Genomic DNA, 21,345 nt, shown 5'->3' on the forward strand with positions numbered 1-21,345 from the left:
CAGAAGGAACTCACGCCATGACCGTACTCATTCGCGGTGGCACGGTGGTCAACGCCGATGCCGAGCACCGTGCCGACGTGCTCTGCCAGGGGGACAAGATCCTCCATGTCGGCACCGACCTGCAGGTGCCGGGTGGCGCCGAGGTGATCGATGCCGGCGGCGCCTACGTCATGCCCGGCGGCATCGATCCGCACACCCACATGCAGCTGCCCTTCATGGGCACGGTCGCGGCCGACGACTTCTTCAGCGGCACGGCGGCGGGCCTGGCCGGCGGCACCACCAGCATCATCGACTTCGTGATTCCCGATCCGCAGCAGTCGCTGATGGACGCCTTTCGCATGTGGCGCGGCTGGGCCGAAAAATCCGCCGGCGACTACAGCTTTCACGTGGCCGTGACCTGGTGGAACGACAGCGTGCATGCCGACATGGGCACGCTGGTGCACGAGCATGGCGTGAACAGCTTCAAGCACTTCATGGCCTACAAGAACGCGATCATGGCCGACGACGAGATCCTGGTGAAGAGCTTCCAGCGCTCGCTCGAACTCGGCGCCATGCCCACGGTGCATGCGGAAAACGGCGAGCTGGTCGCGATGCTGCAGCAGCAACTGCTGGCGCAGGGCATTCGCGGACCCGAGGGCCATCCGCTGTCGCGACCGCCGATGGTCGAGGCCGAGGCGGCCAACCGCGCCATTGCCATCGCCGATGTGCTGGGCGTGCCGATCTACGTCGTGCACGTGTCGTGCGGCGAGGCACTCGAAGCCATCACCCGCGCCCGCGCGCGCGGCCAGCGCGTGTACGGCGAAGTGCTGGCCGGCCACCTCGTGGTCGACGAGAGCGCCTACCGCGACCCCGACTTCGCACGCGCCGCCGCCCACGTGATGAGCCCGCCCTTCCGCTCGCGCGAGAACCAGGCCATGCTGTGGCGCGGCCTGCAGGGCGGCAACCTGCACACCACGGCCACCGACCACTGCACCTTCTGCGCCGAGCAGAAAGCCGCCGGCCGCAACGACTTCACGAAGATTCCCAACGGCTGCGGCGGCGTCGAAGAACGCATGGCGGTGCTGTGGGATGCCGGTGTCAACGCGGGCCGCTTCACACCCTCGGAGTTCGTGCGCGTCACCTCGACCAACGCGGCGCAGCTTTTCAACCTGTACCCGCGCAAGGGCGTCATTCAGGCCGGTGCCGATGCCGACATCGTGGTGTGGGACCCGAAGGCCACCAAGACGCTGTCGGTAAAGACGCAGCACTCCAAGAGCGACTTCAACATCTTCGAAGGCCGCGAAGTCATGGGCGTGCCCAAGCACACCGTGAGCGCTGGCCGCTGGGTCTATCGCAACGGCGACCTGCGCGCCGAGCCGGGCACCGGCCGCTACCTCAAGCGCCCGCCCTTCGCGCCGATGTTCACCGCGCTGGAGCGCTTCAAGCAGCAGCACGCGCCCACGGCCGTGGCGCGCTGAATTCTCAAGGAGTCATACATGAATGCAGTAGTGGACAAACAGGTGCTGACGATCAACGGCGAGCGCCTGTGGAACTCGCTGATGGAGCTGGCACGCATCGGCGGCACGGCCAAGGGCGGCGTCAAGCGGCTGGCGCTGACCGACCTCGACAAGCAGGGCCGCGACCTCGTGGTGTCGTGGGGCAAGGAGGCCGGCCTGAGCATCACGGTCGACAAGATCGGCAACGTCTTCATGCGCCGCGAAGGCACCAACCCCGCGCTGCCGCCCATCGTGTCGGGCAGCCACATCGACACCCAGCCGACCGGCGGCAAGTTCGACGGCAACTACGGCGTGCTGTCGGCGCTGGAAGTGGTGCGCACGCTGAACGACCAGGGCATTCGCACCGAGGCGCCCATCGAAGTCGCGTTCTGGACGAACGAAGAGGGCTCGCGCTTCGTGCCGGTGATGATGGGCTCGGGCGTGTTCTGCGGCGCCTTCAGCCTCGAACACGCCTACGCCGCGAAAGACACCGAAGGCAAGACGGTGCGCGAAGAGCTGGAGCGCATCGGCTACGTCGGTGCGCAGACGCCGGGGGACCACCCCATCGGCGCCTACTTCGAGGCCCACATCGAACAGGGTCCGGTGCTGGAAGACGCGGGCAAGGTGATCGGCGTGGTGCCTGCCGTTCTCGGCCTCTCGTGGTACGACTGCGTGGTGACCGGCATGGAAGCGCATGCGGGCCCGACGCCGATGCACCTGCGTCGCGATGCGCTGCAGGTGGCGACGCGGATCATGCAGGAGGTGGTGGCCATTGCGCTGCGCTACCAGCCCTACGGGCGCGGCACGGTCGGCATGGTGCAGGTGCACCCGAACAGCCGCAACGTGATTCCGGGGCAGGTGAAGTTCTCGGTCGACCTGCGCAACGTGAACGACGAACTGCTCGACCGCATGCACGCCGAGATCCTCGCCTTCGTCGAGCGCACCGGCCGCGAGACCGGGCTGGGCGTGACGATCGAGCGCGTGTCGTACATCCCGCCCTGCCCCTTCCACCCCGACTGCGTGGACGCCGTGCGCCGCGCGACCGAAAAGCTCGGCTACTCGGCCATGGACGTGGTCTCGGGCGCGGGGCACGACGCGATCTATGCGGCGCGGCTCGCACCGGCCGGCATGATTTTCGTGCCGTGCAAGGACGGCATCAGCCACAACGAGATCGAGGACGCGCAGCCCGACCACCTGACGGCGGGCTGCAACGTGCTCTTGCACGCGATGCTCGAACGCGCGAAGCGCGTCGACTGAAGCCGTCGCGGCGTTTACTGGTACGCCGCCAGCTCCTGCCTGGCGATCGCGTTGCGATGCACCTCGTCGGGGCCGTCGGCCACGCGCAGGTGGCGCTCGTAGGCGTAGAAGTGCGTGAGCAGCGTGTCCTGGCTCAGGCCCATCGCGCCGAAGGCCTGCATCGCCCAGTCGATCACCTTCACGCAGTTGTTGGGAGTGAGCACCTTGATCATCGCGATCTCTTTCGCGGCGACCTTGTTGCCCACCGTGTCCATGCGGTAGGCGGCGTTGAGCACCATCCAGCGCGACTGTTCGATCAGCATGCGCGACTCGGCAATGCGCTCGCGCCACACGCCCTGCTCCGACAGCAGCTTGTGGAAGGCGGTGCGCGACACCAGCCGCTCGCACATCATCTCCAGCGCGGCTTCGGCCATGCCGATGGCGCGCATGCAGTGGTGGATGCGGCCGGGGCCGAGGCGGCCCTGCGCGATCTCGAAGCCGCGGCCTTCGCCGAGCAGGATGTTCTCGACCGGCACGCGCACGTTGTCGAACACGATCTCGGGGTGGCCGAAGGGCGGGTCGTACATGCCGAGCAATTGCATGTCGCGCACGATGCTCACGCCGGGCGTGTTCTTGGGCACCAGCACCATCGACTGCTGCCTGTGGCGGTCGGCGTTGTCGGGGTCGGTCTTGCCCATCAGCACGAAGATTTCGCAGCGCTCGTTCATGGCGCCGGTGATGTACCACTTGCGGCCGTTGATGACGTACTCGTCGCCTTCGCGGCGGATGCTGCAGCGGATGTTGGTGGCGTCGCTCGAAGCCACCTCGGGCTCGGTCATCGCGAACGACGAGCGGATCTCGCCCGCCAGCAACGGCGTGAGCCAGCGCTCCTGCTGGGCCTTGGTGCCGTAGCGCGCCAGCACTTCCATGTTGCCGGTGTCGGGGGCGGAGCAGTTGAAGATCTCGGCGCACCAGTAGCGCCGGCCCATGATCTCGCACAGCGGCGCGTACTCGACGTTGGTCAGGCCCGGCCCGTGTTCCGACTCGGGCAGGAACAGGTTCCACAGCCCACGCTCGCGCGCCTTGGCCTTCAGGCCGGCCATCATCGGCAGCTCGGCGTAGGGGCGGCCGGCGCGCGCGTTGGCGGCCAGCTCTTCTTCGCGGCGCTTCTCGTTCGGGTAGACGTACTCGTCCATGAACTTCAACAACTCGTCGCGCAGCGCGATCACCTTGGGTGTGAATTCGAAATGCATCAGGCGTCCTTCAACAACAAAGTGCGTTGAAGTTAAGGCGCGCGGGCGGATTTGGACGGTCCTTCGCGCGACAGGCACCCGGTGCGGCTGTCACCTTCGCAGCAGCGCTCCGACGGCCAGGCGGCGCGAGAATGCCTTCCCATGAACACAACAACACCGGAGACCCCGCAGAAACCCGCAGCGCCGCGCCCCGTGCGCGCCGCGGCCACGCTCATCGTGCTGCGCGACGAAGGCCGCGGGCTCGAAGTGCTGATGCTGCGCCGGGCCGAAAAGGCCAACGACCAGAACAGCGGCGCGAGCGTGTTTCCCGGCGGCGTGATCGATGCGCACGACCGCAGCCTGCACGCGCAATGCAGCGGGCTGGACGACGACGCCGCGAGCGCGCGCCTTGCCGTGCCCGAAGGCGGCCTCGATTACTACGCGGCCGCGATCCGCGAATGCTTCGAAGAAGCCGGCCTGCTGTTCGCCACCGATCCATCAGGCGCGCTGGTGAAGCTCGACGGCCTGCCGTCCGACCGGCTCGCGGCCATGCGCGATGCGGCCGTGCAGGGCACCGATGCGCTGCTCGCGCTGTGCGCGGAACACGGCTGGCGACTCGCGGTCGACCGGCTGACCTACTTCACCCACTGGCTCACGCCGCCCGGCATGCCGCGCCGCTTCGACACCCGCTTCTTTCTTGCGCTGATGCCGGCGGGGCAGAGCGTGCGGCCTGATGGCAGCGAGACCGTCGAGCACATGTGGCTGAAGCCCGCCGAGGCGGTGGACCCGGCGCGCGGCCTCAAGCTGATGAACGTGACGCGTCGCATCCTGGAGCAGCTTGCGCAGTTCGTGAGCGCGAACGAGGTCATCGCGCATGCGCGCGGCCTGCGGCACATCCCCCGCGTCATGCCGCGGCTGGCGAACGGGCCCAAAGGTCGGCGGCCGGTGAACATGGAAGAGCCGGCATACGACGAGGTCGGCCTCGTCGATCCGGACGGTGAAGGCCACGGCCGGTATGCGCATGAAGCCGGGCTTGTCATGCGGCTGTCCACTCGAGTCGTGCGGGTCACCGCCAGTGACGCCAGCGACGACGGTGCACAAGGCAAGCTCGCCCACAGCTATTTCGTCGGCACTTCGAACGGCGATTGCGCACTGATCGACCCGTTGCCCCTGACACCAGCACACCTCGCGGCGCTCGTCGCGGCGGCACCGGGGCGGGTACGCCACATCCTGTCGACGCAGGCCCTGACGGCGGAATCCACGCACGCGCTCGCAAGCCTGCGGGCGACCTGGCCCGATGCCTCCATCGACCCACCCGCACCGGGCGAGAAACTCGCGCTCGGAGAAGCCACGCTGCAAGCCTGCGCAGGCATGGACGGCGCGAGTTCACGCCAGTTCCTGCTGATCGAAGACCAGACGCTGTTCATCGGCCTTTCGCCCGCGAACACGGCCGACAGCGCCGGGCAGCTCCAGTGGATCGCGCCCCGCCACGGCTTCATGCGCCGCCCGATCGCGACATAGCCACAACGCCACGAAACCGTGGCATGCATCGTGCAAGATCGCACCATGCTTCCCCCGTCCTCCGACGCGCTGCGCCAGCGGCTGCGGTCTTTTGCCTCTCGCGCGCAGCCGCTGCGCATCCTGCTCACGCTCGGCAGCCTGATGGCCGCGTGCGGCTACACCGGCCACCCCGATGCGGTGATCCCGCTGTTCCTTGGCGCCATCGCCAGCGCGCTTGCCGAAACCGACGACAGCTGGCGCGGCCGGCTTCGCGCGCAACTGGTCACGCTGGCCTGCTTCGCGGCGATGGCGTTCGCGGTCGAGGCGCTGTTCGGCCTGCCGCTGCTGTTCATCACCGGGCTCGCGCTCGCGGCCTTCAGCCTCACGATGCTGGGCGCGGTGGAGGCGCGCTACAAGGCGATTGCCTATGCCACGCTGATCCTGGGGATGTACGCCACGCTCGGCATCCAGAACATGACGTCCTCGCACGGCACTGCGGCCGTTCGCGGCCGCGAGCCGCTGTTGCTGCTGGCGGGCGCGGCGTGGTACGGCGTGTTCTCGGTGCTCTGGTGCGCGGCCTTTCCGGCGCAGCCGGTGCAGGCGCGGCTGGTCACGCTGTTCGGTGTGCTGGGCAACTTCGTGCGCTTCAAGGCGTCGCTGTTCGAGCCGCTGCGCGGCATCGACATCGAGCGCAAGCGGCTGTCGCTCGCGCAGCTCAACGCGGAGGTGGTGACCGAGCTGAACGCCGCCAAGGAAAGCATCTTCCGCCGCATCGGCGCACGGGCGCCGACGGGCCGCATCTCGCGCTACCGCGGCCTGTACCTCATCGCGCAGGACGTGCACGAACGCGCCAGCTCTTCGCACGACGACTACAACGCGCTGGCCGACGCCTTCTTCCACAGCGACCTGCTGTACCGCTGCCAGCGCGTGCTCGACCTGCAGGGCATCGCCTGCCAGCGCCTTGCGGTGTCGATCGAGCGGCGCGAACCCTTCGAGGTGGGCACCGAGACCGTCCAGGCGCTGGCCGACCTGCGCAGCGCCATCGCGCATGAACGCGCACGCGCGTCCACGCCCGAGCGGCTGGTGCTGCTGGCTTCGGTCGAGGCGCTCGCGCGCAACCTTGCGCAACTCGACGGGCAGCTCACGGGCGCAAGCCAGCCGTCGGCGCGCGCCGGCCGGACCGAGATGGGTCTGTTCGACCGCTCGCCGCGTTCATGGCGCGATGCGGTCGAACGCGTGCGGCGGCAACTCACGCCGCGCTCGCCGCTGTTTCGGCATGCGTTGCGGCTGTCGATCGCGCTGATCGCGGGCTATGGCGTGATGCACCTGATCCATCCGGCGCAGGGCTACTGGATCCTGCTGACCACGCTGTTCGTGTGCCAGCAGACCTACGGCGACACCATCTCGCGCATGGGCCAGCGCATTGCGGGCACGGCGCTGGGCGTGGTGGCGGGCTGGGCGCTGCTGCAGCTGTTTCCACAACCGCTGGTGCAGTCGGTGATCGCGGTGGTGGCGGGCGTGCTGTTCTTCGCGACACGCACCACGCGCTACCTGCTGGCAACGGCCTCGATGACGCTGCTGGTGCTGATGTGCTTCAACCAGGTCGGCGACAGTGGCGTGCTGCTGGTGCCGCGGCTGGTCGACACCGCCATCGGCAGCGCGATCGCCGGGCTTGCCGTGCTGCTGGTGCTGCCGCACTGGCAGGCGCGCCGCATCAACGAACTGGCGGCGGCCGCCTTGCGTGGGCATGCGGGCTACCTGCGGCAGATCGTCGCGCAGTACCGCACGGGCGCACGCGATCACCTCGATTACCGGCTGGCGCGCCGCAACGACCACAACGCCGATGCGGCCCTGTCGACCGCCGTGTCCGACATGTTCCGCGAGCCCGGCTATGTGCGGCCGCGCGCGGGCGTGGCGCTGCGCTTTCTGATCCGCTCGCACACGTTGTTGAGTTATCTGTCGGCACTGGGCGCACACCGCGCAGCGCTGCCCGATTCGGCGCAGATGGCGGTGCTGCGCACTGCGGCGGAAGGCGCGATCGCGGCGCTCGACGCGCTGGCGGCCGGACTCGAGAGCGGCTCGGTCGATGGCCCGCGCGACACCGCCTCGGAATCGGCGGCGCGCGCCGCGTTGGCAGAAGCGACGGCCGCCAGCGGCGAGGCCGATCCGCAGGCGCGCACCTTTCATACGGAGCTGGGTTTGATCTGGCTACAGATCGATGCGCTGCGCGGCCATGCGCGCGAATGGCTGCAGCCGGAAGGCACCGAGCCTCCGACGACCACAGCCGCGTAGCAAGCCAGCGAGCCTTCAGGCTTCAGGCGCGTTGCGAATCCAGCTGCTCGCTGTTCTTCACGACCTCCTGCGCCTTCACATCGCTCTCGATCAGCAACTGGTACGGCGGGAACACCGCGCTGTAGGCCTCGGCCCATTGCAGCGCGTCTTCGCGGTTCCAGGTCTTCTGGATCTCGGAGCAGACGGCCGCGGTATCGGCATGGCGGCGTCGTCGGCGTCGATCACAGGCCTGGCGCCGTTGAAGTTGGCGATGTTGTCGGAGGTGGCCATGAAAGGTTCTCCTGGAAGTTGGGGTGAATGCCCGGCAGGCAGAGGGCGCCGATGCATGTCCAGAAGGCTAAAAGCGAGGCCAAAACTCCGGTAGTCGGCCAAATTTTTCATGAGCGTCTCATCTGATGGACGATGAAGAACACCTGAACATCCGTGCGCCCCGGTCGGAGAAAGCGCCGTCTTTGCGGCCGGGTGGGCCGGCGGCAGGTAAAATTACCCCTTCATGTCCCGCTGGTTTGCCGCTACTGTCCTTGCCATCATGTTGTCCTGCTACGGCTTTGCCGTGCTTGCCCACAACCTGATCGGTGCCGGCCATACGTACGGCAACCACCCAACCGTCTCGCAGGCCAGCCAGGTCGAGCAGACGGTGGTCACCAGCGTTTCGCTCGCCGATGCCACCACGGTCGGCGATGCCGATTCGGCATCGGACGATGCCACCAACCTCGACGAAGCAGGCTCCGAACACGCCGAGCTGGTCGATGCCCGCAACGACGTGCGCCTGCCGCAGCGTCTGTCGGAACAGCTGCCGAAACTCGGCCTGACCACCACGATCTCGCCGTTCCTCGAACGGCCCAAGCGGCCTCCTCGCGCCGCTTCCTTCGTCGCCTAGGCCTCACGGCCCTGCGCGACCGGGAGCCCTGCGCGGGCTCCTGCCCCTCCGATACGGCCTGCCGGCCTTCCGGCACACCCGCATCGCAACGACACATCTTCCCTTCCGGCCGTTCGCCCGCTGCACGTGCCATTTCGTCCAGTCCGGCATCGGTCCACCTCCCTTCAAGGAAATCAGGAAATCACAATGAACAACAGCCCAACCACTTACCACCCCGGCTTCGACGCGCCGATCGCCTCGGTGCAGGAACGCAACCGCGTCCTGCGCAACACCTACTGGCTGCTCGCGCTGTCGATGGTGCCCACGGTGCTCGGCGCCTGGATCGGCGTCTCCACCGGCTTCTCGCGCGCCATGTCGCCCGGCATCGGCCTGATGGTCTTCCTCGGCGGCGCCTTCGGCTTCATGTACGCCATCGAGAAGACCAAGGAATCGGCCGCCGGCGTGCCGGTGCTGCTGGCCTTCACCTTCTTCATGGGCCTGATGCTGTCGCGCCTGGTCGGCACCGTGCTCGGCCTGGCCAACGGCGCCAGCCTCGTGATGACGGCGTTCGCCGGCACCGGCGCGATCTTCCTGGGCATGGCCTCGCTGTCGTCGGTCATCAAGCGCGACCTGTCGGCCATGGGCAAGTGGCTCTTCATCGGCGCCATCCTGCTGCTGGTGGCGGGCATCGCCAACTTCTTCATCAAGTCGAGCGCACTGATGATGACGCTGTCGGTCGCGGCCATCGGCATCTTCTCGGCCTTCATCCTGCACGACCTCAAGCGCGTGAAGGACGGCCTGGAAACCAACTACATCTCGGCCACGCTGGGCGTGTACCTCAGCATCTACAACGTCTTCCAGTCGCTGCTGGCCCTGTTGGGCATCGCCGGCGGCCGCGACGAGTAATCCACCGCAAAGGAGAACTGACATGCGCCTCACCACCAAGGGCCGCTTCGCGGTCACCGCGATGATCGACATCGCCCTGCACGGCCGCTCGGGCCCGGTCACGCTGGCGTCGATCAGCATGCGCCAGCGGGTTTCGCTCTCGTACCTGGAACTGCTGTTCGGCAAGCTGCGCCGCAACGAGCTGGTCGAATCGACCCGGGGTCCGGGCGGCGGCTATTCGCTCAGCCGCAAGGCAGCCGACATCTCGGTGGCCGACATCGTCCTCTCGATCGAGGAACACGATGCCGAGTCCACCCGCCGACGCGGCAACGGCGCGCCTGGCGACGCCGGCCGCTGCGAGATCGACGAGCTCTGGGCCACCGTGAATCTTCGCGCGGTCGAGTTCCTCAAGTCGATCTCGCTGCAGAGCCTGGTCGACGAGCAGAAGGCCAAGGGCGTGCAGCCCGCGGCACGGCAGGACGCCCGGCGCACGCCGGTCGGCCAGCCGGCCGCGCGCAAGCCCTTCGTCGTCGATGCGCCCAACTCGGTGTTCGCACTGGGCCGACGCCACCAGCAAAGCGCCAGTTAGGTCCGCCGCCCCCGCCGTCTGAAGACGGCAACCGCAGCGAGCCACAGACCGACCGCTTTTCGCGGCCCATGCAGCCAGCTCCCGCCACGGATCGACGTGGCGGCGGGCTGGCATCTGCATGGGCCTTTTTTCGTTGGCGACGGGATGTTCTCCCGCCGCACCAAGGCCGCTGCTTCTCCCTGTCGCGGTCTTGGGATTCCTTCATGTTGCATCGCAACACCAAAGGCACAATGCACCGTTAAGGTGCAGACGCGCAACGCCGGGCATTCCCCCGCGCGCGCGACACCGCGATTCCAGATGGCCATGACCACCTTCAAGCTCCTGCTTCCCTTCTCCCTGCTCGCGCTCGCCGCATGCGGCGCCAAGCAGCCACCCGCCACCGATGCCGCGCCTCCCGAAGTCGGCATCGTGTCGCTGCACGCCGGCGACGTGGCCGTGCACACCGAACTCTCCGGCCGCACCGCCGCCTACCGCGTCTCCGAGGTCCGGCCGCAGGTCAACGGCATCGTGCGCAAGCGCCTGTTCGAAGAAGGCAGCATGGTCCGCGCGGGCCAGGTGCTGTACGAGATCGAGCCCGGCCCCTTCGAGGCCGCCCACGAGCAGGCGCAAGCCACGCTGGCCACGACGCAGGCCACCATCGCCAGCCTGCGCGGCAAGGCCGAACGCTTCGGCGAACTGGTCAAGGCCAATGCCGTGAGCAGGCAGGAGCACGAAGAGGCACAGGCCGCGCTCGTGCAAGCCCAAGCCAGCGTGAAGGCCGCGCAGGCGGCGGTGAAGGCTGCGCGCATCAACCTCGAATTCACGCGCATCACCGCGCCCATCGCGGGACGCATCGGCCGCTCGGGCGTGACCGAGGGCGCGCTCGTGGCGCCGGGCCAGGCGATGGCGCTGGCCACGATCCAGCGGCTCGACCCGATCTACGTCGACGTGGTGCAGTCGAGCCTGGAGCTGACGAAACTCAAGCGCCGATTCATCTCGGGCGACATGGCACCGGCCAGCACCCAGGTCCGCCTGCGCATGGAAGACGGCCTGCCCTACCCGCATGCCGGCACGCTGAAGTTTTCCGAAGTGGGCGTCGATGCGGCGACTGGCTCGGTCACGCTGCGCGCCGAGTTCCCGAACCCGCAAGGCCTGCTGCTGCCCGGCATGTACGTGCGCGCGCAGGTCGAGTCGGGCGTGGAGCGGCAGGCGATCCTCGCGCCGCAGCGCGGCGTGGCCCGCAATGAAAAGGGCGAGCCCACCGCGCTGGTGGTCGGTGCCGGCGACAAGGTCGAGCTGCGTCCGATCGAAGTGCGCAGCACCGAAGGCGAGCACTGGGTCGTGACCAAGGGCCTGCGCGAAGGCGACCGCCTCGTGGTCGAGGGCCTGCAGCGCGCGCACCCCGGCGAAAAGGTGAAGCCGGTGCCGGTGTCTGCCAACGCAGCCGCGGCCGCTTCTGGCGCCGCCGAGTAAGAAGAATCCAAGAATCCAGTGATCGCCAATTTCTTCATCCAGCGGCCCGTCTTCGCCTGGGTCATCGCCATCCTCATCATGCTGGCCGGCGGCGTGGCCATTCGCACGCTGCCGGTGTCGCAGCACCCGGACATCGCGCCGCCGACCGTGGTCGTCTACGCCAACTACCCCGGCGCCTCGGCGCAGGCGCTCGAAAGCAGCGTCACGCAGGTCATCGAGCAGCAGCTGAAGGGCATCGACGGCCTGATGTACTTCAAGTCGACGAGCAGTTCGGCCGGCTACGCCGAGATCAGCGTCACCTTCCGCCAGGGCATCGACCCCGACACCGCGCAGGTGCAGGTGCAGAACAAGGTCAGCCAGGCCACCAGCCGGCTGCCGCAGGCGGTGCAGCAACAGGGCGTGACGGTCGCGAAGTCGCAGAACAACTTCCTGCTCATCGTCGCGCTCTACGACGAGACCGACCGGCGCACCGACACCGACATCTCCGACTGGATGGCCAGCAACCTGCGCGACCCGATCAGCCGGGTCGACGGCGTGGGCTCGGTGCAGGCCTTCGGTGCCGCCTACGCCATGCGCATCTGGCTCGACCCGCACCGGCTGGCCAGCTACCAGCTGATGCCGTCCGACGTCACCGCCGCCATCACCGCGCAGAACACGCAGGTGTCGGTGGGCGAGATCGGCGCGCGGCCTTCAGCGCCGACGCAGCACCTGAACGCCACCGTCACCGCGCTCTCGCGCCTGCAGACGCCCGCGCAGTTCCGCGACATCGTGCTCAAGACGCAGGCCGACGGCGCCGTGGTGCGCCTGGGCGACGTCGCGCGCGTCGAGATCGGCAGCGAGTCGTATGCGGAAACCACGCGCCTGAACGGCCACCCAGCCTCGGGCTCGGCCATCATGCTGGCGCCCGGCGCCAACGCGCTGACCACCGCCAACGCGGTGAAGGCGCGCATCGCCGAGCTCGAACCGTCGCTGCCCCCGGGCCTGCGCGTGGCCTATGCCGAAGACAGCACGCGCTTCGTCAAGATCTCGATCAAGTCGGTCATCAAGACGCTGCTGGAAGCCATCGCGCTGGTGGTGGTCGTGATGTTCCTGTTCCTGCAGAACTGGCGCGCCACGGTGATCCCGGCCATCACCGTGCCGGTGGTGCTGCTGGGCACCTTCGGCGTGCTCGCGGCCTTCGGCTATTCGATCAACGTGCTGACGCTGTTCGGCATGGTGCTGGCCATCGGCCTGCTGGTGGACGACGCCATCGTGGTGGTGGAAAACGTCGAGCGCGTCATGCACGAAGAAGGACTCGACGCCAAGGCCGCCACCATCAAGTCGATGAAGGAAATCACCGGCGCGCTGGTGGGCATCGCGGTGGTGGTGTCGGCGGTGTTCCTGCCGATGACCTTCTTCGGCGGCTCGGTGGGCGTGATCTACCGGCAGTTCTCGGTGACCATCATCGCGTCGATGGCGCTGTCGGTGGTGGTGGCCATCGTGCTGATCCCGGCGCTGTGCGCGCGCTTCCTGAAGGCCGGCGTGCCGCCGCGCACGCGCGGCTTTCTGGGCGCGTTCAATCGCCGCTTCGATGCCGCGCAGGGCCGTTATGTGAGCGTACTCGGCCGCATCCTGCGCAAGCCGCTGCGCTTCACGGCCGTGTATGTCGCCATCGTGGCCGGCATGGGCCTGCTGTACGTCAGCCTGCCCGGCGGCTTCCTGCCGGAAGAAGACCAGGGCAGCGTGATGGTGCAGCTCACGCTGCCGGCCGGCGCCACCTCGGGCCGCACGGACGAAGTGAACCGCGCCGTCGAAAAGCACTTCCTCGAAACCGAGAAGGACACCACCGACACCATCTTCACGCTCACCGGCTGGAGCTACGGCGGCTCGGGGCAGAACATGGGCATGGCCTTCGTCTCGCTGAAGGACTGGTCGGAGCGCCCCGGCGCCGACAAACGCGCGCACGCCATCGCGGAACGCGCCGGCGTGGCGCTGGCCAAGCAGCAGCGCGATGCCGAGGTCTACGGCATGGTGCCGCCGCCCATCGAAGGGCTGGGCCAATCCAACGGCTTCGAGTTCTGGCTGCAGGACACCTCGGGCATGGGCGCCGATCGGCTGGTGCAGGCGCGCGAACAGTTGGTGCGCGAAGCCGACAAGGACAAGCGCCTGCAATCCGTGCGTGCCAACAGCGTGGCCGGCACGCCGCAGCTGCAGATCGACATCGACCAGCTGAAGGCATCGGCCCTGCGGCTGTCGCTCGAAGACGTGAACACCACGCTGAGCATTGCCTGGGGCGGCAGCTACGTCAACGACTTCATCGACCGCGGCCGCGTCAAGCGCGTGTACGTGCAGGCCGATGCGCCCTACCGCTCGGCACCGGACGACATCCGCCAATGGTTCGTGCGCGGCAGCACCGGTGCGATGACGCCGTTCTCGGCCTTCGCGACCACGCGCTGGTCGCAGGGCGCCTCGCAGCTGGAGCGCTACAACGGCCTGCCCGCGGTGCAGATCCAGGGCGCGGCTTCGCAGGGCACCAGCTCGGGCACGGCCATGGCCGCGGTCGAGACCATCGCGAAGAAGCAGAGCGGCACGGGCCAGGCCTGGAGCGGCCTGTCTTACCAGGAACGGCTGTCCGGCGGGCAGGCACCGCTGCTGTTCGCGCTGTCGATCCTCGTGGTGTTCCTGTGCCTGGCCGCGCTGTACGAGAGCTGGTCGGTGCCGTTCTCGGTGATGCTGGTCATTCCGCTGGGCGTGCTCGGCGCGGTGATCGCGGCGGCATTGCGCGGCTTGTCGAACGACATCTACTTCCAGGTCGGCCTGCTCGCGACCATCGGCCTGTCGGCCAAGAACGCGATCCTCATCATCGAGTTCGCCGAAGCGGCGCTGCGGCGCGGCGTGCCGCTGCTCGAAGCGGTGGCCGAAGGCGCGCGCCTGCGGTTGCGGCCGATCCTGATGACCTCGCTGGCCTTCCTGGCGGGCGTGATCCCGCTGGCCGTCGCCACCGGCGCGGGCTCGGGCAGCCAGACGGCCATCGGCACCGGCGTATTCGGCGGCGTGCTCGCGGCGACGGCGCTGGGCATCTTCTTCGTGCCGCTGTTCTACCTGCTGGTGAAGCGCCTGGCCGCGAGGGTGATGGGGCGCGAGGCAAGCGAAGAGCAAGCCGCCTGACACTCACCACGGCCATCGGGCCTGGTGCGTGTCTGTCGGTCGCGGCCCGCGCTCAACCCTTCTGCGGCGCGGCCCGCCTTCGCGACAGGCCGGGCAAGGTCCATCCGAAGGTCATGCCGGCCGCCGCGATCAGGATGGCCGCCGCGCCGACGATCTGGGCCGGCGTCAGGCGCTGGCCAAAGACCACGTAGTCGATACCGATCGCCACCAGCGGATAGATGAACGACAGCGCACCGGCCACCGTGGTGGGCAGCTTCTGGATCGCGCCGTACAGCAGGATGAACACCAGCCCCGTGTAGATCACGCCCATGGTGAGGTGGATGCCCCACGTTCCCGCATCGGTCGGCAGCGCCTTCAGGTTGGCGAAGGGCGCGAGCATGACGATGCCCACGCAGAACTGGATCAGCGCGATCAGGTGCGGCGCCATGCCGTCGAGCTTCTTCGCGACGATGGCAGCCACCGCGTAGCAGAAGGCCGCGCCCAATGCCATCAGCACGCCGATGACGTAAGCCCCGTCGTCGGCGCCGCCACCCTGCTTGGCCTGCGCCACCAGCACGAGGCCGGCGAACGCGATGCAGAGCCAGCCGATCTTCGTGGCGGTGAGCCGCTCCGACAGCATCAGCGCGCCGAGCGCGACCAGCATGAAGGGCTGCGTGTTGTAGACCGCCGTGGCAATCGAGATGGACGCGTGCGTGAAAGACGCGAAGATCAGCAGCCAGTTGACGACCAGTGCCACGCCGCCCAGCGCCGCCAGGGCGAAGGTCCGGGGCGTGAGGCCCCGGCGCAGCACGCCCAAGGCGGCGCATGCGATCCACAGCGTGGCCGCACCGAACACGCAGCGCCAGAAAAGCAGGTCGACCAGCGGCTGCGCGGCCCGCACGACGAACCATCCGATGGTTCCGGAGATCACCATGGCCGCGCTCATTTCGAGCGCGCCGCGAAGCTTCATCTGCATGAGAACCCGATGTGTGAAGGGAACACCGAGCGTGCCACCTTTTGCGGCAAATGGACATGCTTTTAGAAAGGCGAAACCGCCCGATTGCCATGGAAAATCAGGCACACCGACGAATCAACCGAGACTCAAGCCATGCTGGACGCGATCGATCAGGACATCTTGAAGGCGCTCGGCGCCAACGCCCGCATGTCGCTCAAGGAACTCGCGCTGCAGGTGGGCCTGTCTTCGCCCAGCGTCGCGGAGCGGCTGCGGCGCCTTGAAGAACGCGATGTGATCCGCGGCTATACCGTGCAGATCAACCCCCGGGCCCTCGGCTACCAGTTCCAGGCCATCGTGCGCATCCGGCCCTTGCCGGGCCAACTGCAGGCGGTGCAGAAGCTGATCGAGAACACGCCGGAGTTCTGCGAGTGCGACAAGGTCACGGGCGAAGACTGTTTTGTGGCGCGGCTGTACCTGCAATCGCTCGAACAGCTCGACCGGATTCTTGACCGCATCGCCAGCAAGGCCGAGACGAACACCTCGATCGTGAAGGCGCAGACCATCATGCAGCGGCTGCCTCCGCTGGGAACCCTTCAGGCCTAGGGCCAGAGCTGCCGCAATATCTCCGGCAGCATCCCGCCCACGAAGTCTTTCGTGCACTCCGTGCCGGCCAGCTCGCCGAACTTCTCGTCCAGCGCGAGATGCGCAAAGCCATGCACCGATGACCATGCCGCCAGCAGCGTGGCCTGCGTCGCGCGGTTCAGCGGCTTCTTGTGGCCCCAGCCGGTGTAGTCGCGCACCGCCAGCTCAAGTTCGCCGAGGGCCGCGTCGCCGGCCACCTTGAGCCTTTCGTCCTGCACCAGCCGGTCTTTGCGGAACATCAGGTGAAAGCGCCCGGGGTAGGTCAACGCGAAATGCACATAGCCCATGCCCTGGCCGCGCAGCCTTGCGGCCGGGTCGCTGCCGCCCGTGGCGGTGCCCTCGCGCAGGCAGCGCGTGAGTTCCTCGAACCCCAGGATGGACACCTCGGTCAGCAGGCCTGCCGCACTGCCGAAGTGATGCAGCGGCGCGGCCGGCGACACGCCCGCGCGGCGCGCCACCTCGCGCAGCGTGAAGCCTTCGACACCGCGTTCGGCCAGCAGGACTTCGGTAGCCGCGATCAGCGCCGCGCGCAGGTCGCCGTGGTGATAGGGCGCCGGAGCGCTCGCCGTTTTTCGTGCCGTCATGACTGCTGGTTTTCGGGGGTCTGCATCGGTAGAACTTTACACCGTTCAAATTCTTCTGGATTTTTCATCTAAACACCGTCAAGATATCGCCAGTTTCATCCGACCCGATCTTCTTTTCCGCACGCGAGGCCACCATGTTCGATTCACTTTTCAGCGCGGGCAGCACTGTCGCCCTCCCCGCCTGGGCCGCCCTTGGCGCCGCGCCCTGGCTCGGTCGCGCCAAGCCCGCCATCTGGGCGCTGACCGGCATCGTCATTCCCGTGGGACTGGGGCTGGCGTACTGGTGGCTCATGGCCACCTACTGGTCTTCCGCGCCGGGTGGCGGCTACGGCTCGCTGTCGGCGGTGCATGCGCTGTTCCAGCAACCGGCACTGCTCACGGCGGGGTGGTTCCACTACCTTGCCTTCGATCTGTTCGTGGGCACCTGGATCGCGCGCGAAGGCGAGCGCGCGGGCATCGCGCCGCTTCTTCTCCTTCCCTGCTTCGTGCTGACCTTCCTGTTCGGCCCGGTGGGCCTGCTGGCCTTCCTGGCGCTGCGGGTGGCGCCCTGGTGTGCGTGGCTGGCGCGCGAGCTGCACCGACGACAGCCGCAGCTGGCCTGGTTCGGCGGCATCCTGCTGGCGGCGATGGTGCCCGCGCTGCTGGCGGCGTGGCTCGATCCGCGCACGCTCCCCGGCGTGGGCACGGGCGTGTGGGTCAAGCCGCTGAAGTTCATGGCGTCGGTGAGCCTCTATGCGCTGACGACGGCATGGCTGCTCGGCGACCTGCCGCGCATGCATCGCGGATCGCGCACCGAACGCGCGATTGTTGCGATCGTGATCGCGACGGGCCTCTTCGAGGTCGCCTACATCACGCTGCAGGGTGCGCTGGGGCAGGCCTCGCACTTCAACGAAGACTCGACCTTCCACGCCGTCATGTTCACCCTGATGGGCATTGGTGCGCTGTCGCTCACCGCCACGGCATTGCCGCTCGCACGGCTGGTGGCGCGGCACGGCGATACGCTCGCACCGGCCTACAGGCTGGCGGTCGTGCTGGGCCTGGTGCTGACCTTCGTGGGCGGTGCCGGTGGTGGCATTGCCATCAGCCTGCACCACGGCTCAACCATCGGCGCGATCGCTGGCGGCGCCGTGCTGCCTCTGGTGGGATGGTCGGCCACCGGCGGCGATCTGCGCGTGGCGCACTTCCTTGGCGTGCACGCGCAGCAGATACTGCCGCTGGCCGGCGCGCTGATCGCCATGCTGCGCCTGCCGTTCGGCCGCGTCGCCGTGTGGCTGGCGGCGGGCGGCTACGTCGCGTTGATCCTTCTTGCGTTCAGGCTCGCCTACGCAGGCGTGCCGCTCATGTCGTTCGGGGCGTGACGCCGACGGCGCGCACGCCCCGGCACATCATCAGAACTTCCAGTCGAGGCTGGCGCGGACCGACTGGTCTTTCATCTTCGAGGCGAACTGCCCGCTGTAGGCCACGCGAAGCGTCGCACGCGGCGCCACGCGCAGGTCGAGTTCGAGCTCGGCCAGCGTCGCATTCCTGGCCACCGGCACGCCGGTCACCGTGAATGCAGCGCTGCCCAGCAGCGCCGACGTCATCTGCGGCGTGAGGTCGCCGAAGCCGCGCCGCCAGCCCAGCGAAGCCCGGGCCGTGGCACTCATCCCGCCGAGATCGAAGTCCATCGACGTCCGCGCACCGAGCGTGCTGAAGGTCACGTTGGTGTTGGCGCCCTGACCGTACAGCGCCGCGAGGCCACCCCGCTCGCGCAGCTTGCTGCTCGACAGGTTCACATGCGCGAGATTGGCGAAGGGCTCGACATCCACGCTGCCCGCCTTCAGCTTGTAGGCCAGCTCTCCGAATGCCTGCGCCGTGCGCGCATGGGAGCTGCCCTGCAGGCTGTCGGCAAAGCCCGGGAACGCCACCGACCGGCGGGTCGACAGCTCGTTCCACGTAAGGGCCAATCCGCCACGCACGGCCAGCGGCCCCTGCTCGGTGCCGCCATAGACGCCCAGGTGGTAGTTGTCGCTCGACCCCGAGGCCTGCCGGTCCTGCACATCGAAGCTGGTGTGGCTCACGCCGGCCACGACACCGATGCGTCCTTCGTCGAACAACGGGCCGTCGACACCGCCCATGAAGCCGCTCGCGGAGCGCGAGAGCCTGCCGGTATTGCCGTCGCCGCCCGCATGCCCCCAGGAGCCGAAGGCCTGGCCCCACACGCCATAGCGGCCGGGCACGCTCGCCAGCGTCTGCGCATCCTTGCCACGTGCCTGCGACGCGTCGCCATTGGCCTCGGACGCGAACCGCAGGCGGCGCAGCACGGCTTCGCGCACGAAGCGGCTGTCTTCGATCAATGCAGTCTTGGCCGAGGCATGCAGCTCGCCCCCGAGCTGGTCGAAGGCCGCGCGCGCCTGCGCGCCGGTCTGCAGGTTCAGCACTGCCAGCTTGAGGCTGCTGGCGTCAGGCAGGGTGTCCGCCCCCATCGCGGCGGCGGCCTGGTTGCGCGTGCCGGCTGCCGCGGCGAACGGCGCCACCTGGGCGATGTCCAGGTAGGCACCGGCGGTGTCGTAGCTCAGCTTCGGGCCGACGAACAACGAGATGGGCGCCACATCGCCCGACAGGCCGGCGTAGGTACCGACGATGCCGCCTGTGGCCGTCAGCAGGTTGTAGCGCTGGCCGAAGACGAAGGGCGCGTCGCTGGTGCGCACGATCTGCACCGTGCCGCCTTGCAGGATGGCCTTGCCACCCACCACGATGCGGTCGCTCGCACCGCCGGGCGCCACTTCGGCCTGATAGAACGATCCGGCCGCCTGCAGGAAGTCGCCGCGCACCGTCAGCGTGCCGATGGAGTTGCCCGGTGCCACGGTGCCGCCCGCGGCGATGGTGGCTGTGCCCACCGAGCCCGTGCCGCGCAATGTGCCGCCGGCGTTGACGGTGGCATCGCCCGCGGTGCCGTTCACCGTGAGCAGGCCCGTGTTGTTGACGACCGATGCCGAGACGATGGAGGCGGCCTTGTCGATCACCAGTTCGCCGCCATTGACGCGCGTCTCGCCCGTGTAGGTGTTGTTGCCCTGCAGGGTGAGCTGGCCGGCGCCGCTCTTGGTGAGGCCTGCTTCGTAGGCGGTGGGGTCGGCCAGCTTCTTCGTGAGGTAGGCCACGCGGTCGGCCGCGACCTTGTAGGCGAACTTGGTCTGATCGTCCGCCGTGGCTGCCGGCGCCGGAGTCTTGCCCGCCTGCCATGCATCGACCTCGGCCTGCTCCTCCACCCTTCTCTGGACGATGGCCTCCTGGGAAATGTCGTTGCTCCAGACGTCCTTCTGCCCGCCCGGCAGGTTGTAGTCGAAGCGGCCGAGAAATTGGGCCGGACCGTTCATGGCCTTCTGCAGATCCACGAGGCCCCAGCCGACGACAGCATTGGGCACCTTGCTGCTGCTGATCTTCAGCGGCGTGATGTCGCCGAACACCACGGGGTCGCCCTTGATGATCGGCTTGCTCGTGTCCACCTCCATGTTCTGGGACGTGGTGAACAGCACTGTCAGCGCCTGTTCGTTCGTCATGAAGGGGTAGCGCTCCATGATCAGCGCCAGCGCCGCCGACGCATGCGGTGCCGCAGCCGACGTTCCGTTGAAACTCGCGTAGGTGGGGTTCGGCTTGGTCGCACTCCCGGAGTAGCTGGTGGACGACGTTCCCGTGGGCGCAGCCACGCACCAGTACTTTGCGATACCGCACTTGTTGTAGACCTGCCCCTGCTGCCTGGCGTAGCCGGTGGTCGTCATCCAGTTGCCTTCCAGCTCGGGGTGGAAGTACGGCAGCGAGCCGCGCAGGCTGGCGTTGTCGTAGCCGGTGTTGCCAGCACTGAAGTTGTTGACGACACCGTTCCTCGATACCTTCATCGCCGCGTCCAGCCAGGTGCCCTGGCCGTTGTTGGCGATGCGATATTTCTCGTGCAGCCAGTAGGCGCCGATGATGTTGTTCAGGGTGCTGTAGTCCTCGCGATTCGGGCCCCTTGTGGGCTGCGAGCCCCAGCTGTTGCTGATGATGCGCACGCCCTTGGCCGCCAGCGCGTCGTAGGCGGCAGAGAAGTACTTGGCATCGGACTTCGGAAAGCTGGGATCGGACACGCCGAACAGAAACCCGTCCGTGGCGTTCGTGTTGGCCTCGTAGACAGTCGCATTGAACGCGACGCCGTGCATGTCCTTCCCATCGCGCGCGGCGCCGATGGTGCCGCTGACCATCGTGCCGTGGTTGTTGTTCTTCGCATTCAGCACACCCGAGATCCCGTCGCTCGTGACCGGAATGAAGCGGCTGGACGGCAGCCCCGGATGCTTGTCGTAGTAACCCGAATCGAGAACGCCGATGGTGATGTTCTTGCCCGTGTACCCGGCCGCGTAGGCGTACTGCGCCTTCATCGCGGCCAGCCCCCATTCCGCATTGAACTCGCCGGTGCGCCAGCTTTCGGGGTCCCCGATCTTTCCTGGGTCCTGGTAGCTGGCCGGCTGCGCGTTCGCACACGAGATCGACAGCAGCATCAGGCAC

Annotated in this window: 15 protein-coding genes and 1 pseudogene; 11 read left to right on the plus strand and 5 right to left on the minus strand. The window is 67.9% G+C overall.

What is annotated here, in order from left to right:
• The first annotated feature begins 17 nt into the window (after nt 1-17).
• Entirely contained in the window at nt 18-1,457 is a 1,440-nt protein-coding gene (hydA, locus tag ACGLHS_RS09730) for a dihydropyrimidinase (protein WP_394479119.1), read from the plus strand.
• 18 nt (nt 1,458-1,475) lie between these two features.
• A complete protein-coding gene (locus ACGLHS_RS09735) occupies nt 1,476-2,732 on the plus strand; it encodes a Zn-dependent hydrolase (protein ID WP_394479121.1) in 1,257 nt (418 codons plus the stop codon).
• Between the two features lie 14 nt (nt 2,733-2,746).
• Here the strand turns inward: ACGLHS_RS09735 and ACGLHS_RS09740 are convergent, their stop codons facing one another.
• Nucleotides 2,747-3,964 (minus strand): acyl-CoA dehydrogenase family protein, encoded by a 1,218-nt coding sequence (locus tag ACGLHS_RS09740; RefSeq protein WP_394479123.1) that lies wholly within the window; start codon nt 3,962-3,964, stop codon nt 2,747-2,749.
• Between the two features lie 141 nt (nt 3,965-4,105).
• On the opposite strand from ACGLHS_RS09740, the gene ACGLHS_RS09745 reads away from it, so the two are divergent.
• Both ACGLHS_RS09745 and yccS read left to right on the plus strand, forming a co-directional pair.
• Nucleotides 4,106-5,464: an NUDIX domain-containing protein gene (locus ACGLHS_RS09745; protein WP_394479125.1), complete on the plus strand. Its 1,359-nt coding sequence runs from the start codon at nt 4,106-4,108 to the stop codon at nt 5,462-5,464.
• A gap of 45 nt (nt 5,465-5,509) precedes the next feature.
• On the plus strand, nt 5,510-7,735 hold the full coding sequence (gene yccS / locus ACGLHS_RS09750) for a YccS family putative transporter (protein WP_394479127.1): 2,226 nt from the start codon (nt 5,510-5,512) through the stop codon (nt 7,733-7,735).
• Between the two features lie 22 nt (nt 7,736-7,757).
• Here the strand turns inward: yccS and ACGLHS_RS09755 are convergent.
• A pseudogene (locus ACGLHS_RS09755) lies at nt 7,758-7,931 on the minus strand (hydrolase); the annotation flags it as partial.
• A gap of 297 nt (nt 7,932-8,228) precedes the next feature.
• Between ACGLHS_RS09755 and ACGLHS_RS09760 the strand changes: the two are divergent.
• The 5 genes from ACGLHS_RS09760 to ACGLHS_RS09780 all read left to right on the plus strand — a co-directional run bounded on the left by ACGLHS_RS09760 (nt 8,229) and on the right by ACGLHS_RS09780 (nt 14,667).
• Entirely contained in the window at nt 8,229-8,615 is a 387-nt protein-coding gene (locus ACGLHS_RS09760) for a hypothetical protein (protein ID WP_394479129.1), read from the plus strand.
• 186 nt (nt 8,616-8,801) lie between these two features.
• Nucleotides 8,802-9,500 (plus strand): Bax inhibitor-1/YccA family protein, encoded by a 699-nt coding sequence (locus ACGLHS_RS09765; protein ID WP_093237940.1) that lies wholly within the window; start codon nt 8,802-8,804, stop codon nt 9,498-9,500.
• 22 nt (nt 9,501-9,522) lie between these two features.
• Nucleotides 9,523-10,068, plus strand: a complete 546-nt coding sequence (locus ACGLHS_RS09770) for an Rrf2 family transcriptional regulator (protein WP_093237939.1) — start codon at nt 9,523-9,525, stop codon at nt 10,066-10,068.
• A 303-nt stretch (nt 10,069-10,371) separates the two neighbouring features.
• Nucleotides 10,372-11,520 carry an efflux RND transporter periplasmic adaptor subunit gene (locus ACGLHS_RS09775; protein ID WP_394479132.1) on the plus strand — a complete coding sequence of 383 codons (1,149 nt, stop codon included), beginning with the start codon at nt 10,372-10,374 and terminating at the stop codon, nt 11,518-11,520.
• A gap of 18 nt (nt 11,521-11,538) precedes the next feature.
• Entirely contained in the window at nt 11,539-14,667 is a 3,129-nt protein-coding gene (locus ACGLHS_RS09780; RefSeq protein ID WP_394479134.1) for an efflux RND transporter permease subunit, read from the plus strand.
• A gap of 52 nt (nt 14,668-14,719) precedes the next feature.
• Here ACGLHS_RS09780 and ACGLHS_RS09785 read toward each other — a convergent pair whose 3' ends face one another.
• Nucleotides 14,720-15,622, minus strand: a complete 903-nt coding sequence (locus ACGLHS_RS09785; RefSeq protein ID WP_394479136.1) for a DMT family transporter — start codon at nt 15,620-15,622, stop codon at nt 14,720-14,722.
• A 132-nt stretch (nt 15,623-15,754) separates the two neighbouring features.
• Between ACGLHS_RS09785 and ACGLHS_RS09790 the strand changes: the two genes are divergently transcribed.
• Nucleotides 15,755-16,204, plus strand: a complete 450-nt coding sequence (locus ACGLHS_RS09790; RefSeq protein ID WP_394479138.1) for an Lrp/AsnC family transcriptional regulator — start codon at nt 15,755-15,757, stop codon at nt 16,202-16,204.
• Here ACGLHS_RS09790 and ACGLHS_RS09795 read toward each other — a convergent pair.
• Nucleotides 16,201-16,827, minus strand: coding sequence for a TetR/AcrR family transcriptional regulator (locus ACGLHS_RS09795; RefSeq protein ID WP_093237933.1), 627 nt, complete (start codon nt 16,825-16,827; stop codon nt 16,201-16,203). The genes ACGLHS_RS09790 and ACGLHS_RS09795 overlap by 4 nt on opposite strands.
• A 134-nt stretch (nt 16,828-16,961) precedes the next feature.
• Here ACGLHS_RS09795 and ACGLHS_RS09800 point away from each other — a divergent pair, with 134 nt between their 5' ends.
• A complete protein-coding gene (locus ACGLHS_RS09800; RefSeq protein WP_394479140.1) occupies nt 16,962-18,185 on the plus strand; it encodes an ABA4-like family protein in 1,224 nt (407 codons plus the stop codon).
• Between the two features lie 30 nt (nt 18,186-18,215).
• Here ACGLHS_RS09800 and ACGLHS_RS09805 read toward each other — a convergent pair whose 3' ends face one another.
• Nucleotides 18,216-21,338 carry an autotransporter domain-containing protein gene (locus tag ACGLHS_RS09805; protein WP_394479886.1) on the minus strand — a complete coding sequence of 1,041 codons (3,123 nt, stop codon included), beginning with the start codon at nt 21,336-21,338 and terminating at the stop codon, nt 18,216-18,218.
• Nucleotides 21,339-21,345: the final 7 nt, after the last annotated feature.

Source organism: Variovorax sp. VaC1 (assembly GCF_043658315.1).
GTDB lineage: Bacteria > Pseudomonadota > Gammaproteobacteria > Burkholderiales > Burkholderiaceae_C > Variovorax.